The organism is Methylobacterium sp. NMS14P (genome assembly GCF_028583545.1).
Lineage (GTDB): Bacteria > Pseudomonadota > Alphaproteobacteria > Rhizobiales > Beijerinckiaceae > Methylobacterium.
Map to the genome: position 1 here is coordinate 3,455,870 of NZ_CP087106.1, position 15,266 is coordinate 3,471,135.

The window sequence follows — 15,266 nt, forward strand, 5'->3', positions numbered from 1 at the left end:
GCCGTCCCGGCAAGAAGCCTCAGGCGCGCGGCGCGTTGGCGAGGCGGAGCACCGTCTGCAGCAGCACGTCGGCGCCGGCCGCGCAGTCGCCCTGCGTGGCGGACTCCGACTCGTTGTGGCTGATCCCGTCCTTGCACGGCACGAAGATCATCGCGGCCGGGACCTTCGCGGCGAGGTTGCAGGCGTCGTGGCCGGCGCCCGAGATGATTCGGCGGCGCGGATGCCCCAGGCTCTCGGCGGACGCGTCGATCGCCGCCACGATGGCCGGGTCGAACGGCACCGGCTCCTTCCGCCAGATCCGGGTCAGCGCGATCTCCAGATGGCGCCGCGCCGCGATCTCGGCCGCCGCCTCGCCGAGCGCCGCCTCCATCGCGTCGAGGGTCTCGGAGCGCGGGTCGCGCACGTCCACCGTGAAGGCGACCCGGCCCGGCACGACGTTCCGGGACGGCGCCAGGATCGCGGCCTCGCCGATCGTCGCGACCGCGGTGGGCGCGTGGCTCAGCGCGATCCGCTCGCCGGCCAGGGCGAATTCCGAGAGCGCGAGCAGGGCGTCGCGGCGGCGCGGCATCGGCGTCGTCCCGGCGTGGCTCTCGAAGCCGGTGATCACGCCGTCGAACCACATGATGCCCTGGCCGCCCTCGACCACGCCGATGGTCTTGCCCTCGGCCTCCAGGATCGGCCCCTGCTCGATGTGCAGCTCGACGAAGGCGCCGATCTCCCGCGTGCCGACGGCCTCGACCCCGCGATAGCCGATGGCGTCGAGGGCCTCCGCCACCGTGGTGCCGGCGGCGTCGCGCTTGGCCAGGATCTCGTCCGTGGTGAAGTCGCCCGCGTAGGCCGCCGAGGCCATCATGGCGGGGGCGAAGCGCGAGCCCTCCTCGTTGGTCCAGTTGACCACGAGGAGCGGCGCCTCGGTCTCGATCCCGGCATCGTTGAGGCTGCGCATCACCTCCAGCCCCGCGAGGACGCCGAGGACGCCGTCGAACTTGCCGCCGGTCGGCTGGGTGTCGAGGTGCGAGCCGAAGGCGATCGGCTTCCGGCCCATGTCGCGACCCGGTCGCAGGGCGTACTGCGTGCCCAGGGCGTCGACCGACACGGTCAGCCCGGCCGCCTCGCAGGCCTCCCGGAACCAGTCGCGGACACGGCCGTCCTCGGCCGAGAGGGTCAGGCGGTTGATGCCGCCGGCCGGCGTTCCGCCGAATTCTGCGGTCTCTAGGATCGTCGCCCAGAGGCGCGCGCTGTTGGCGCGCAGGTTGTGGGTCTTGCTGAGGCTCATCTCGGCCATGCCGGTTCCTTTCACGGCGGGTGGCCGTGCGACGCAATCGTTATAGGCGGGCGCCGCCGACTTGGCAGCGCTCCCACCTGGCAGTTCACACGGTGAGCAACCGCGATGCCAAACGGGCCGGTCAGGCCGGAGGGCGCCGCACCGGGTTGGCGCGCAGCAGCGCGATCGCGTCGACATGAAGGGCGACGGCGATCTCGCCGAGGGCGCTCGCCTCGATGTTGCTGATCCCGTCCTGGTCGGCGACGTCCGCGGCAATCAGGAAGACGTTCTCGCGCTGGTTCGCGGGCCGCTCGGCGACCGCCGCGACGTGGCGCAGGTTCTCGGCCCGGCCGAGGCGGGTGCGGGCCCGGGCGATGCCCTCGTAGAGCTCCGTCTCCAGCATCAGCGCGTCGTAGCCCTTCATCAGGACCGGGTCGGCCTTCAGGCCGTGCAGGGCCGCGTCGAATTCCGGGCCCGCAACCTCGCCGTCGGCCACGATGACGTTGGCGGCGGCCGAGACCGCCGCGAGCATCAGCGCCTTGTCACCGGCATAGGCCGTCACCGTACGGCCGACATGACTGAAGAGGTCGCGCAGGAGGCTCATTCCGGAGGGTCGGCCGCGGAGTCTGGGTGGCTGCTGGGACGCGAGGGATAGCAGAGGTCGGCACGGAGGGAACCCGTCGCCCCGCGACCGGCCATAAATGGGCGGGACACCGGAGGCCAGACATCCTTCGGCAACATGGCCATGCGACTCGTGTCGACGACCGCGTCCTCGAACGCGGCCGACGGAACGCGGCCTCGACGATCCCCCCTCAGCCGATTCCGCGTCCGTCGTCACGCCGCCGGAGCGATGTTCGGGTGCCCCCCAGGCCCGGACTTCGAGCCGGCGGCGGTCTCCGCCGCGAGATGATCGACCACCGCCGACAGCGCCGCGCGCTCCCGCGCGCCCGACCGGCGCGCGGCGGCGAACACGCCCATCTGCCGGTCGGCGCTCGTCCCCTCCGCGACGATGCGCGTCGCGTGCGCGCAGGCTGCCGCGCAGCCCAGGGCCTCGGCATCCTCGGCGATGTCTGCGAGCAGAGTCTCGACCAGCGCGGCGACCGGCACGGTCCGGGCATGCGCCTCGTCGATGAGCGTCGCGCGGACGCCGTCGCACTCGGCCCGCCAGAGATTCTCCATGACGAAGCCGCGGGAGGCGGCGGTCAGGCCGGCATTGAGCCGCCTGTCCCGAACGACCCGGCGGGTGAGGCAGCGGAACAGCGCGGCGATGCAGAGGGCGTCGTCGAGGCGCGTGCAGCTGTCGGCGACCCGGAGCTCCAGCGTCGGGTACTTCAGCGACGCGCGCACGTGCCACCAGAGATAGCTGGCATCCGCGATTGCGCCCGAGCGGGTCATCACGTCGACGTAGCGGGCGTAGTCGTCGGCATCGGCGAACAGCTCGGGCACGCCGGTGCGCGGCAACTCGGCGTAGGCGCGCATCCGGTAGCCGGCGAGGCCGGTCTGCTGCCCCTGCCAGAACGGCGACCCGGTCGAGAGCGCGAGCAGCACCGGCAGGTACGGCAGCAGCCGGTTGATCAGCCCGATCCGCGCCGCGGGATCCGGAACCTCAACGTGCACGTGAAGGCCGCAGACGAGGTTGCGCCGACCGAGCATCCGGAGGTCGGCCATGATGCCGTGGTAGCGCGCCTTGTCGGTGGGGCGCTGGTCGCGCCACCGGGCGGTCGGATGCGTGCCCGCCGCGAAGGTCAGGATGCCGCGCTCGGCGCCGATCTCCGCGAGGTTGCCGCGCAGGTCCGCGAGATGCGCCCGCGCCTCGGCGAGATCGGCGGTCGGCGGCGAGGCCACTTCCACCTGGCACTGGAGCTGCTCGCGCTCGGCGTCGTCGAGGCGCGCCCGCACGGCGGCGTGGAAGGCGCGGAGGCCGGCGCGCGGCGTGCCCCGCGTGCGGGCATCGGCCAGGAAGAACTCCTCCTCGATGCCGAACCTGTAGGCGTGGGCCATCCGCGCTCCCTGCCCCGGACGGGCCGATCGTTGTCCAGCGAACGCCGCCGCACCGGCCGGTTTCCGGCCCGGTCGGCGGCGCGAGAAGCCTCAGTGCCAGAAGGGCTTGACGTCGAGGAGCTCGGACCGCGCGTCCGCGGCCTCATCGAGCAATTTCTGTGCCCCCGGGTCGTCCGGACCCGGCATCGGCGGCCCGGACAGGCTCTCGGTCATGGTCCGAGCCGTCTCCAGATCGTTGAGCGCGCCGAGATGGTCCTGAAGATCCGATAACGCGGCGGCGAACTTCTCCTGCCGGCGGACCGCCTTCTTCTTCCGGTAGAGGCCGGCGAAGAACTCCGCGCCGTAGCGGAGCTTCTTGGCGGCGATCCGCGCCCGGTGCCGCGTGTGCGCATCGAGGTGCCTGAGGCCGCGCCCGCGCTTCTTCAGGCGCGCACGCGCCTTGTCGAGAACCTGCGCGGCGAAGTGCCGTCCGTCGACGGCCGCGTCCGGCCCGGCTGCCCAGGACCCCGCCTCGATCCAGCCGGCGAAGTCGATGATGAGCGCGCGCCACTGCGGGCTCTCCAGGGTCGCCGACACCGCGTCGTACGCGGTGGCACGCTCCGCCTCGGCGCGGGCACGCAGGGCATCGAGGCCGGGCTCGTCGGGGCGCTGCTCCGCGATGTCCGGCAGCGTGTCGCTCAGGAACACGTCGAGGTTGCGGGCGTGGCCGAAGGGCTCGGTGACGCGCTTGATCTCGTCGTTGAAGGCCGCGGCGCGGGGATCGCCCTCGAGCATGGGTCCGAAGAGCGACAGCGCCGAGCGCAGGCGGCGCAGGGCCACGCGGATCTGGTGCAGCGCCTCGGGCGGCCGGCCGCCCTCCAGGAAGGCGGTCTCGTTGAGGCGCATGTGGCGCAGGCAGGCGCGCGCCACCCGGCGGAAGACCTCCCCGGCGCTCGCGCCCTCGGGCAGCTCGACCGACTCGGCCTTCACGACGCCCGGCCCTTTCCCGTCGAGCAGCGCGTAGCCGACCGCGCTCTTGGCTTTCACGCCGAGGCGCAGCGGCACGGTCTCGGCCAGTTCCCGCGCCAGCGCGAACAGGTCGGCCGGATCGCCGGACTGGAGTTCCAGCTCGAGCTCGCAGAGCGGCGCGTCGCCGGAGCTGGTCTCGACCCGCCCCTCGTCGAGGGTGACGAGCACGCGGGACTCGCCCTGGCTCACCGGGACTTCCCGGCGCATCACCACGGTAGCGAACAGCCGCTCCAGCGGCGCGTCGGCCTCGCGCAGGACCGGCTCGGCCGCCGTGTCGGCCCAGGCCGCGGGCTCCGGCGACTCGCCGCCGATCTCGGTCTCCCACTCGGCCCGGTCGAACAGGCCGACGCCGCCGCTCCCGGCCTTCACGGTCTGGATGTGGCGGCCGCCCTTGGCGCGGACGCGCAGGGTCAGACCGGCCTCGCGGAGGGCGCGGTCGGGCGTGTCGTAGTAGGTCGTGACCAGGAGTTCGGGCTCGGTCGCCGACGCGTCCTTCAACCGGGGATGGGACGCGAGCGCCGTCAGGTCCGGGCCGGCGCAATCGAGCTTCAGCTCGACCTCGCGGGGCTCCTCCGCGGCGTGGCTATCGGTATCGCTCATACGCTCCTCTTCGTCACCTGCCACCGCTAACGAGGCAGGGATGGGCTCCGGTTGCATCGCATCCTGAATCGCGTCGCGCGGCACCGGTATCGGGGCGTGACCGTCCGACGCACCCGCCGCAGCAAAGGCGGCGGCGTCCCCGCCGTCAAGCTGCCAGACCGCTCCTCAGGAGCCGCCGATGGATGCTGCGCTGCGTTAAAATCGCGCTTTCCCAAAACGGCACGGCGTGGCAAGACAAATTGTCCACAATTCATCTGCCTCGCAGCCCCGGTCCCGACCGCCCGGCGGCACACGGCGCCACGACGCGCCGGCGCGGCGGATTCCCCATCCGAGCGAGCGGTGCGCCCCTTGTGGACGGCGGCACCGTGGAGATGATCCGGTCGGTGGCTGCATTGAAGACACTCCTCGTCGGCGTGATCGGGCACGTCGATCACGGCAAGACGGCGCTCGTCCGCGCGCTCACCGGTGTCGAGACCGACCGGCTCAAGGAGGAGCGCGCCCGCGGCGTGTCCATCGTGCCGGGGTTCGCGCTGCTGACCTCCGGGCAGGGCGAGATCGATCTCGTGGACCTGCCGGGCCACGAGCGGTTCGTCCGCGCCATGATCTCGGGCGCCACCGGGATGCGGGCCGTCCTGCTGGCGGTGGACGCCCACGAGGGCATCAAGCCGCAGACGGTCGAGCATCTCGAGATCGCCGCGCTCATCGGCGTGCGCCGCGGCGTGCTGGCGCTGACCAAGGCGGACCTCGCGACGCCCGAGACCGTGGCGGCCCGCGCCGCCGAGATGGCCGCCGCGGCCGCCCGAGCCGGGATCGCGGCCGGCCCGGTCATCGCGACCTCGACCGTGACGGGTGACGGCCTCCCGGAGCTCGTTGCCGCCCTGTCGGCGCTGCTGGCCGAGACGGAGCCCGGCCGCGACGACGGTTTCCCCTACCTGCCGGTGGACCGGGTCTTCTCCCGGCCGGGCTTCGGCACCGTCGTGACCGGGACACTGCGGCGCGGCCCGCTCGCGGTCGGCGACACCGTCGAGATCGCCCCCGGCGGCCGCACCGCGACGGTGCGCGGCCTGCAGATCCACGGGCGCGCGGTGGAGCGCGCCGAGCCGGGTCGCCGCACGGCGGTCGCCCTGCGCGGGATCGACCTCGACGAGATCGCCCGCGGGCAGGCGCTGTCGCTGCCGGACCTGCTCGCGCCGAGCCCGTGGCTCGACGTGGCGATCACCGCGGCCGCGAGCCTGCCGGACGCCCTGGCGGGCGGCACGGCCTGTCGCCTGCTGTTCGGCACCACCGAGGTCGAGGCGCGGCTGCGGCTGCTCGACCGCGACGCCCTCGAGCCGGGTGCCAGCACCCAGGCGCAGCTCCATCTCGCCGAGCCGGTGGCGGTGCCGGCACGGGAGCCGTTCGTGCTGCGGCTCGACTCGCCCTCCGTCACGGTGGCGGGCGGCCGGATCCTCGATCCCGCGAGCCGCCGCCGCCGGCGCCACGATCCCCGGGTCATGGCCGACCTCGCCGCCCTGGCGGCGGGCGGACCCGCCGAGGCGATCACGGTCCGCCTCGGGCAGCTCGGCGCGGCCGGCGCGCCGCTGATCGACCTGGCCCGGATCGCCGGTGTGGCGCCGGACCGGGCCCGGCAGGTGCTCTCCGAAGGCGGCGCCCGCGCGATCGGTGACCGCTCCGTCGGGGCCGCGGCCTTCGAGGCGCTGCGCACCGGCACGCTGGCCGCCCTGGCCCACCATCACCGCGACTACCCGATGGAGCACGGCATCGCCCTCGAGCGCCTGTCCCGCGCGCTGGCGCTGCCCGAGTCGGTGACCGGCGCGGTCCTGCGCGACCTCGCGGCCGCCGGCGCGGTCGCGCAGGCGGGCGCCCTGTGGCGGCGGGCCGAGTTCGACCCCGCCCGGAACGAGAGCGAGGCCGCCCGCCGGCTGGAGCAGCTCTTCCGCCGCGCCGGCCTCAACCCACCCGACGAGGCCGAGGCCATCGGCCGCGACGTGCGCCGCCGCGAGGCGCTGACCTACCTCGTGGGAGCCGGCACGGTGATCCGCGCCGTCGACCGGGTCCAGCGCCGCGCCGTGCTGTTCCACCGGGAGGCGGTGGCCAGCGCCAAGACCCGCCTGATCGACGCCTTCCCGACCGCGCGGACGGCCGAGACCGGCTTCCTGGCCCGGGAGGCCGGCGCGTCCCTCGGAATCTCGCGCAAGTTCTCGATCCCGCTGCTCGAGCATCTCGACGCGACGGGGTTCACCCGCCGGGCCGGAGATCGGCGGGTGATCGTCGCTCTCGAGTCCGGACGCGCGGCCCCGGACGCGGGCTGACGCGACGCTGGCGAGCGCGCGGCCTGTTCGTGAGAAGCTTCAGGAACGCCGCGCCGCGCCGCGCCGCCCTCGCCCCGAGGCGTCCCGTGCCTGACCCCGACCCTCTCCCGCACGAGAGAGAGGGCGCGGCAGCGCGGTCAGGGCCGGCTCTAGTCGTCCGCGCCGAACCAGTCGCCGCGACCGGGCTCGTAGCACGTGTACCCGATCAGGCAGTTCGAGTTGTCGCGGGTCGGCCGGAAGGCGCGCCGCGCGATCTCGGTGGGCTCGCAGAACGAGCGGTCGCGGACGAACCGGTCGTAGGTCATCCCGCCGGTCCCGAGGACGAGGGCGCCCTGGGCCTGAATGAGGCGGATCGTCTGTTGGCAGGTCATCGTCGTGCTGGACGGTCGCGTCTGCGCCGCGACGGGCGACGCCGCTAGCACCAGGGCCGTCGCAATCCGGGTCATCATCGCCTGCGCCTCTGCTCGCGCCATCGGTCCTGCGAACAACCCGGCGCGGCGCCCGCCCGCGCTGCGTCGGCTCGCCGCAAGGCGACGCGGCCCCGGCCTAGTCCTCGAAGGCCTCGACGTGGACGGTCCCGGGCTCCTGGCGGCGGGCGCCCTCCTCGATCCGGGCGAGCTGCGCCTGCGCGCGGCCACAGGGGAACCCGTAGCGGGCGCGGACGCGATCGCTGGCGATGCCCAGGGCCAGACGGCTCAGGGCGACGAACTCGTCGACGGGGTAGTCCTGCCCGACCGCGAGGTGGTCCTTGATCACCAGCGACGGCGAGTAGCAGGCCTCGCGGGTCCCGTCCGGCCATCGGATGTGGAAGCGCATCTCAGGCATCGCGAGGCACCCGCAGAGTATTCCAGGCCGCCGCACCCGTGGCCGCCGCCATCAACGGCGCGTCCCCGGGCGCGAGTTCCGCGTAGGTCGGCAGATGGCGTGCCGCGCAGGCGTCCCAGACGTGCGCCCGGGCGACCTCCCGGCCGGCGTTGCGCAGCCGCGCCCGCCGGCTCGGGTCCAGGCTCGCCCGCATGGCGGCCGCGATCGCCTCGGTGTCCTCCGGGTTCACCGACAGGGCTTCGCCCGGGGCGATGTACTCGGTGAAGGGCGGCCGGCCCGACACGATCACCGGCGTGCCGCAGGCCATGGCCTCCAGCACGCACAGGCCGTAGCCCTCCGCCAGAGAGGGGCACACCAGGGTGTCGGCGAGCCGGTACAGGCCCGGCATGTCCGCCTGCGCCACGGCGCCGGTGCGGATCACCGGTCGGCCGGGGCCCACCTCGAGCCCCTCGCGCTCGAGGGCGGCGCAGCACCGCGCCTCGTACCCGGCACGATCGAAAGGCGACCCGCCGCCGGCCACGACGAGCTGCGCGCCCGGGCAGCTCCGGCGCAGCGCCGCGAAGGCCTCGATGATCGCCAGCGCGTTCTTGCGCGCCTCGAAGCCGCCGACACTGAGGAAGACCGGGCCGTCGCCGAGGCCGAGGCGGCGGCGGAGCGCGCCGTCCTCCGGCCCGGGATCGGGCGTGAAGGCCGCCCCGTCCACGCCGGTGCCGACCACGTCGGCCCGGGCGCCGTACTCGGCGGCCAGCGTCGCCGCCCAGGTCCGGCTGACGCAGAGCAGGCGCCCGGCATCGAGGATCGCGCGCTCCTCCCACTGCGCCAGCCGCGGGTCCGTGAACGTGTCGATGCGGTGGACGGTGCGCACGAAGCCCGCGATGAGGCGGCGGCGGGTCAGGGTGGCGAGCGCGTTCCCGCTGACGCGGCACTGGGCGTGGAAGACGTCGAAGTCGCAGGCGGCGGGAGTCGAGAAATGCGCGAGGTAGTCGGCGATCCGGGCGCCGACCAGCGCCGCGTCGGGTCCCGCGACCGGCTTGGCGGCGACCGAGATCACCGGACACTGCGCCGCGCGGAAGAAGCCGCCGCCGGTCGGATCGGGTGCGTGGACGACCGCCTCGTGGCCGAGCCTACCCAAGGCCTCCCCGAGAGCCAGAGCGTGGACGACGCCGCCGCGCGGGTCGGTCGAGTGCGTGAGGATCGCGATGCGCAAGCGGTCGACCATGGGACGGCTCGTGGAGCCCGCGGCCGGTCGAGGGAGGCGCCGCCCCGACCGCGCTCTCCGCCGCCCTCTCGGAGACGCGCCGGGAAGCGGTCGCATGGTTCATGCCGAGTCGGGCGCGAAGCGCTCGAAAGCCCGGACACCTCGACCGATGGTGCCGGTCGGCCGGGCAGATGTTGCCGGGAATCCTCGCGCAAGGGCGCATCTCCCAACTAACGCCTAATTTTGCGTTACGAATTCAGTTTGTTTTCAAACTCTGCCCGGAACCGCCCTTTTCAGGGCCCTGTGTCAGATTGTATCTACCGCTCACGAGAGCCGGAGCCGTCGGTCCCGTGTCCAAGTCGCTGAACACTGTCTTCCCCGCCCGCAGGATGCTGCGCCGCCTGGGTTTGTTGGGCGCCCTGCTGGTCCTCCCGACCGCGGTCCTCGCCTACGCGGACCTCCTGCCCGAATCCCTGGACATGCTGGGCTTCGACCTGGGCGACAGCCCGGACCTGCCGCATGTCGCCCGCCAGATCGCCATCGGCGCCCCGCTCAAGATCGTGGCCTTCGGGTCGTCCTCCACGGAGGGTGTGGGCGCGTCGAGCCCGGCCAACGCCTACCCGGCCCGGCTTCAGATCGACCTGCGCAAGAAGCTGCACGGGCTGGACGTGGCGGTGATCAATCGCGGCATCGGCGGCGAGCACGTCGACGACATGCTGGTGCGGCTCGACCGCGACGTCATCGCGGCCGAGCCCCAGCTGGTCATCTGGCAGACCGGCAGCAACGACCCGCTGCGCGGCGTCTCGCTGGACCATTTCCGCGAGGTCACCGTGTCGGCGATCCGCCGGATCCGGGACGCCGGCATCGACGTGGTGCTGATGGAGCCGCAATGGTGCCCGAAGCTCGAATCGACGCCGGGCGCCTCCCGCTTCCGTGACGCGGTGCGCAGCATCGGCGACGAGCTCGACGTGCCGGTGATCCGCCGGGCCGACCTGATGCATGGCTGGGTGCGCGAGGGCAAGCTGACGACCAAGCAGCTCTTCGCCGCCGACGGGCTGCACATGGCCGATCGCGGCTACGCCCTCCTGGCCGAGGCCGCCGCGCAGTCGATCCTGCAGGATGCCGGCCCGGTGCGCAGCCCCGAGGCGGTCGCCGAGTAGGCGCCCGGATCCCGCACCGGCTGGACTCGGCCGGCGAAGCTCCCCATCTCGGCGCGATCGAGAGCGGAGCCGAATCTTGAGCCAGGACGCATTCAGGTACGACGACCGGGGCGCCGTCCCCCAGATGCACGCGACGACGATCCTGATGGTCCGCAAGGGCGGCCGCGTCGTCATCGGCGGCGACGGCCAGGTCAGCCTCGGACAGACCATCGTGAAGGGCAACGCCCGGAAGGTCCGGCGCCTCGCCAAGGGTGCGGTGATCGGCGGCTTCGCGGGCGCCACCGCGGACGCCTTCACGCTGTTCGAGCGCCTCGAAGCCAAGCTGGAGCAGTATCCCGGTCAGCTGACCCGGGCCTGCGTGGAACTCACCAAGGACTGGCGGACGGACCGCTACCTGCGCCGCCTCGAGGCGATGATGCTCGTCGCCGACCGCGACGTCAGCCTGCTCCTGTCGGGTTCGGGCGACGTGCTGGAGCCCGAGAGCGGCGTCATGGCGATCGGCTCGGGCGGCAACTACGCCCTGGCGGCCGCCCGGGCGCTGGAGGACGGTGACCTCGACGCCGAGGCGATCGTCCGACGGGCCATGGCGATCGCCGCCGAGATCTGCGTCTACACCAACGGCAATCTCGTCCTCGAGGCGCTGGACGCCTGACAGCCGGCTCGGCCGGGCCGGGTCTCGCCGGCTCTGCCGTCGCTGTCACGGCGCCGCTGGCGATCCGGAGCGCACGGCGCGCAATCGGGTGATGCCGCTCGGCGATCGTCGGCGCCGCGATCCTGGCGGCGCCCGTTCCCCGTGGCCGGTGATCGAACATCGACAGCAGATCACGGGTCGTGTCCCGCTGAAGGCACGATACGACAGCTTCCGCGCGAACTGCATCGCGCGCGAATACAATCTTGCGTTGGTCTTCGATCCATCCATCTCCGTCCTGAATCGGCACCCGGCTCGCCGCGCCGATACAAATCTCACGACAGTGTCTCTTATCCCAGGTTGTACACTCCGACGACAGCAGAGCGCGCTGCGATCACCGAAGATCGATTGCGCTCAGCGCGTTCTCGACTCGCGACCAGGCCGGTTATTAGAGCCGCTACAGCTCACAGTAAGACAAAATTTACATCGTATAAATTATTACTTTCTGCAGGGAACCAAATCCGAATTCCCGAATGGGGCCCTGGGGACTGACTATGCGCTCGATCAATGATGTGCGGATCGTGACGAAGCTCACTGCCGCGTTCGGCAGCCTGGCGGCGGTCACGGTCGGGATCAGCGTCATCGGATACAGTCACTTGTCTTCGATCGAGCGCGTCAATCACCTGACCGAGCACTCCTATCAGGTCATCTCGGCCCTCGACGGCGTGACGCAGGCGATGGTCAATCAGGAGACCGGCCTGCGCGGCTACCTGATCGCCGGCGACCCGAGATTCCTGGAGCCGCTCCGCAACGGCCAGAAGGCCTTCGCGGTGTCTCTCGCGAGCGCCAGGTCCCTCACCGCCGACAACGCCGCGCAGCAGGCGCGCCTGGAGGCCGTGCGCGGCTCGGCGGAGACGTGGTCGAACGACATCGCCGCCAAGGAGATCGCCCTCGTCGAGGCGGGGAACCTCGACAAGGCCCGGCAGATCGAGGCGAGCGGCGCCGGCAAGGCGTCCATGGACGCCCTGCGCGCGAAGATCGGCGACGCCGGGAAGGCCGAACGGGATCTCCTCACGGCCCGGAGCGACGAGCAGGCACGCTCATTCGCGGCCGCCTACCTCGCGAGCCTCCTCGGCAGCGTCGCCAGCGTCGTCATCGCGGGCCTGCTGGCCTTCCTCGTCTTCGCCATGCTGACGCGGCCGCTCGGCCGCCTCGTGGCCGTGCTGCAGCGCATGGCCCGGGGCGAGATCGAGGCCGAGATCCGGGAGGCTGTGCGCGGCGACGAGATCGGCGCCGTCGGACGTGCCGTAGAGGGGATCAAGGCGATGGTCGCCAAGAAGGCCGCCGAGGAGGCCGAGATGAAGCGGGTCGCCGACGCGGCCGCCGCGGCCGAGCGGCGCCGGACCATGATCGAGCTCGCCGACAGCTTCGACCGCGCGGTGGGCGGGATCGTCGGCATGGTGTCGTCCTCGGCCACCGAGTTGCAGGCGACAGCCCGGACCATGTCGGCGACGGCGTCCCAGACGTCGAGCCAGTCGAACACGGTGGCGGCGGCCGCCGAGGAAGCGGCCACCAACGTCAACACCGTCGCGGCGGCGGCCGAGGAGCTCGGCTCCTCAGTGCAGGAGATCGGCCGGCAGGTGGACGGCTCGGCGCATCTGGCGCAGCGGGCCGTCTCCGACGCCGATCAGACCGGCGCCCTCGTTCAGGAGTTGAGCAATTCCGTCTCGCGGATCGGCGACGTGGTCGGCCTGATCTCCAACATCGCGGGCCAGACCAATCTCCTCGCCCTCAACGCCACGATCGAGGCGGCCCGGGCCGGGGCCGCCGGCAAGGGCTTCGCGGTGGTCGCCTCCGAGGTGAAGGCGCTGGCCGAGCAGACCGCCAAGGCGACGCACGAGATCTCCGGCCAGATCGCGCAGATCCAGGCCTCGACCGGGCAGGCGGTCACGTCGATCGCCGGCATCACCGACCGGATCCGCGAGATCAGCGGCGTCGCCACCTCGATCGCGGCGGCGGTCGAGGAGCAGGGTGCGGCGACCCAGGAGATCGTCCGCAACGTCTCGCAGGCGGCTGTCGGCGCCGGCGAGGTGACGAGCAACATCTCCGGCGTCGCCGGCGCCGCCGAGGAGACCGGCGTCGCCGCCGGCCAAGTCCTCGACGCGGCCTCCGAGCTGTCCCGGCAGTCCGAGCACCTGACCGCCGAGGTCAGTCGCTTCCTCGACACCGTCCGGGCGGCCTGACCGGATCCGGCGCGGCACACGCCGCGCCCCTGCCTGACGGGCGCTCCCGTGCGGAGCGAAGACAAATAATTCCGGACGATCTCAGTTTACGACGTCTTGACGAATAACCGGCATTTTGACGCCAACCGAGCCTTGACGGTTGGATAGCGATGAAAATCGGCGGAAAACTCCTGAGCTTCGTCGGCGCCTGCAGCCTGACGACGCTGGTCGTTGCGGGGGTCAGCGTCGCGACGCTGAAGAGCTTCGAGCGCTCGCTGACGCGCGTCGAGAGCGCCTCGGTCCGGGCGCTCGACGCCGCGAACTTCAACCGCCTCGCCGCCGAAGTCACCATGGACTCGCGCGGCGTCTACGCCTCCGCCGACCGGGCGGAGGCCGCCAAGTACACCGCCGGCATCCGCAAGGGTCTCGCCGAGATGGACGCGCTTCGGGCCGACTGGGCGCCGCGGGTGACAGAGGCCGAGCGGCCGCTCTTCGAGACCATGTCGCGCAACGCCGACGCGTTCCGCACCCTCCGCGGCGCCGTCGCGGACGCGGGCGACGCGACCGGCCCGAAGGCGGCCGCCGAGCTCGGGTTCAACGACGCCAACCGGGCGAACCGCAAGGCTTTCCAGGCCAGCATCGACGCCTTGGTGAAGCAGGGTCGGGGCGAGATGGCGGCGATCAAGGCCGACACCCAGGCGCTGTTCGAGACGCGCACGCTCCTGCTCCTCGGCCTCGCCCTGATCGGAACCGTGATCTGCTGCGCCCTCGGCCTGCTCGTCGGGCAGCGGCAGATCGCCCGGCCGCTGCGGGCGGTCTCGGACGCGATCCAGCGCCTCTCGCGTGGTGACCTCACGCTGCCCGCCGTCAAGCCGGGACGCGACGAGATCGGTGCGATCTGGACGAGCATGCAGGTCTTCGGCGACACGATGCGGGAGGCCGAGACCCTGCGGCACGAGCACGAGCGGATGCAGGCCGACACGGCGACGCGCAAGCGCACCGAGATGGCCGGGCTCGCCGAGCGCTTCCAGGGCAGCATCGGCGGCCTGGTCGAGCACCTCGCCGGGGCCGCGGCCGGGCTCGAGCGCGCCGCCGCGACCATGGCGGGCAATGCCGAGCACGCCGGCACGCAGTCGCAGTCGGTGACCCGCGCCGCCGAGACCACCGCGCACAACGTGGAGGCCGTCGCCGCCGCCACCGAGGAACTCGCCGCCACCGCCAGCGAGATCGGCGTCCAGGTGACCCAGACCTCGACGGCCGCCGAGAGCGCCGTCGAGGCGACGCGGCGGACCCGGGCGAGCGTTCAGGCCCTCGCCCGCAGCGCCGACGGGATCGGGCAGGTTGTCTCGCTCATCTCCACCATCGCCGGCCAGACCAACCTGCTGGCGCTCAACGCGACCATCGAGGCGGCCCGGGCCGGCGAGGCCGGGCGCGGCTTCGCGGTCGTCGCCACCGAGGTGAAGGATCTGGCGACGCAGACCGCCAAGGCCACCGAGGAGATCGCCGGGCAGATCGCCGCCATGCGGACCGCGACCCACGAGGCCGTCGCAGCGATCGAGGAGATCGGCGGCACGATCGAGCAGGTCCACGGGATCGCCCTCGGCGTGGCCGCCGCCGTCGAGGAGCAGCAGCTGGCCACACAGGAGATCGCCCGCAGCGTCTCGGAGGCGGCCAGCGGCACCCGCGCCGTCACCGACACGATGGCGCTGGTGCTGGGCGCGGCCCGCGAAACCGGCGCCAGCGCCGCGGAAGTCCTCGACGCCGCCGCCGACATCACCCGCCGCTCGAACGGACTGGGCGGCGAGGTAGCGGGCTTCGTGGCGCAGGTGCGGGCGGCCTGAGCGGGCCCGTCTGAAGGAGGAAGCGTCGCGGGCCGCGGAGCCCGGACGTTGTTGCATTGCAGCGCGCGCGCCCGTAGGGTCGCCGCATTCGCAAGGACCCGGTGAAAGCCCGGGTGGCTCTTCCGGCCGCCGATCCGCCGGACCACGCATTCGAGACGCGCCCTGACCCGCCAGCGACGCGGGCACGCCGCTCGTGCGGATTCATCG

Annotated in this window: 12 protein-coding genes and 1 other annotated feature; of the genes, 5 read left to right on the top strand and 7 right to left on the bottom strand. The window is 72.7% G+C overall.

All coding sequences use genetic code 11. The features are described 5' to 3' along the window. Positions 1–19: 19 nt before the first annotated feature. The 4 genes from LOK46_RS16595 to LOK46_RS16610 form a co-directional block, all read right to left on the bottom strand. Complete coding sequence (locus LOK46_RS16595) at positions 20–1,285, bottom strand: Zn-dependent hydrolase (protein ID WP_443192820.1); 1,266 nt, start codon at positions 1,283–1,285, stop codon at positions 20–22. Between the two features lie 121 nt (positions 1,286–1,406). Then, positions 1,407–1,868 carry a tellurite resistance TerB family protein gene (locus LOK46_RS16600; RefSeq protein WP_273558896.1) on the bottom strand — a complete coding sequence of 154 codons (462 nt, stop codon included), beginning with the start codon at positions 1,866–1,868 and terminating at the stop codon, positions 1,407–1,409. Positions 1,869–2,098: 230 nt separating this feature from the next. Continuing rightward, entirely contained in the window at positions 2,099–3,265 is a 1,167-nt protein-coding gene (locus LOK46_RS16605) for a carboxylate-amine ligase (protein WP_273558898.1), read from the bottom strand. Positions 3,266–3,355: 90 nt separating this feature from the next. Next, positions 3,356–4,873 (bottom strand): CYTH and CHAD domain-containing protein, encoded by a 1,518-nt coding sequence (locus tag LOK46_RS16610; RefSeq protein ID WP_273558900.1) that lies wholly within the window; start codon positions 4,871–4,873, stop codon positions 3,356–3,358. 371 nt (positions 4,874–5,244) lie between these two features. On the opposite strand from LOK46_RS16610, the gene selB reads away from it, so the two are divergent. Then, on the top strand, positions 5,245–7,185 hold the full coding sequence (gene selB, locus LOK46_RS16615) for a selenocysteine-specific translation elongation factor (RefSeq protein WP_273564609.1): 1,941 nt from the start codon (positions 5,245–5,247) through the stop codon (positions 7,183–7,185). A 149-nt stretch (positions 7,186–7,334) separates the two neighbouring features. On the opposite strand, the gene LOK46_RS16620 is transcribed toward selB, so the two are convergent. From LOK46_RS16620 to LOK46_RS16630, 3 genes are all read right to left on the bottom strand, one after another. Further along, positions 7,335–7,634 carry a hypothetical protein gene (locus tag LOK46_RS16620; RefSeq protein WP_273558902.1) on the bottom strand — a complete coding sequence of 100 codons (300 nt, stop codon included), beginning with the start codon at positions 7,632–7,634 and terminating at the stop codon, positions 7,335–7,337. A 97-nt stretch (positions 7,635–7,731) separates the two neighbouring features. Continuing rightward, on the bottom strand, positions 7,732–8,010 hold the full coding sequence (locus LOK46_RS16625) for an MSMEG_0570 family nitrogen starvation response protein (protein WP_273558904.1): 279 nt from the start codon (positions 8,008–8,010) through the stop codon (positions 7,732–7,734). Beyond that, positions 8,003–9,229 (bottom strand): MSMEG_0565 family glycosyltransferase, encoded by a 1,227-nt coding sequence (locus LOK46_RS16630; RefSeq protein ID WP_273558906.1) that lies wholly within the window; start codon positions 9,227–9,229, stop codon positions 8,003–8,005. The genes LOK46_RS16625 and LOK46_RS16630 overlap by 8 nt, the downstream gene beginning before the upstream one ends. Before the next feature lie 329 nt (positions 9,230–9,558). On the opposite strand from LOK46_RS16630, the gene LOK46_RS16635 reads away from it, so the two are divergent. The 4 genes from LOK46_RS16635 to LOK46_RS16650 all read left to right on the top strand — a co-directional run bounded on the left by LOK46_RS16635 (position 9,559) and on the right by LOK46_RS16650 (position 15,059). Beyond that, a complete protein-coding gene (locus LOK46_RS16635; protein ID WP_273558908.1) occupies positions 9,559–10,368 on the top strand; it encodes an SGNH/GDSL hydrolase family protein in 810 nt (269 codons plus the stop codon). Positions 10,369–10,492: 124 nt separating this feature from the next. Next, positions 10,493–11,020, top strand: a complete 528-nt coding sequence (gene hslV / locus LOK46_RS16640; protein WP_273564610.1) for an ATP-dependent protease subunit HslV — start codon at positions 10,493–10,495, stop codon at positions 11,018–11,020. A gap of 530 nt (positions 11,021–11,550) precedes the next feature. After that, a complete protein-coding gene (locus tag LOK46_RS16645; protein ID WP_273558910.1) occupies positions 11,551–13,239 on the top strand; it encodes a methyl-accepting chemotaxis protein in 1,689 nt (562 codons plus the stop codon). Positions 13,240–13,388: 149 nt separating this feature from the next. Beyond that, positions 13,389–15,059: a methyl-accepting chemotaxis protein gene (locus LOK46_RS16650; protein WP_273558912.1), complete on the top strand. Its 1,671-nt coding sequence runs from the start codon at positions 13,389–13,391 to the stop codon at positions 15,057–15,059. Positions 15,060–15,150: 91 nt separating this feature from the next. Next, positions 15,151–15,206 (top strand) — a sequence feature (sul1 is cis-regulatory element that is thought to sense ions involved in sulfur or methionine metabolism; They are found in Alphaproteobacteria). The last annotated feature ends 60 nt before the right edge of the window (positions 15,207–15,266 follow it).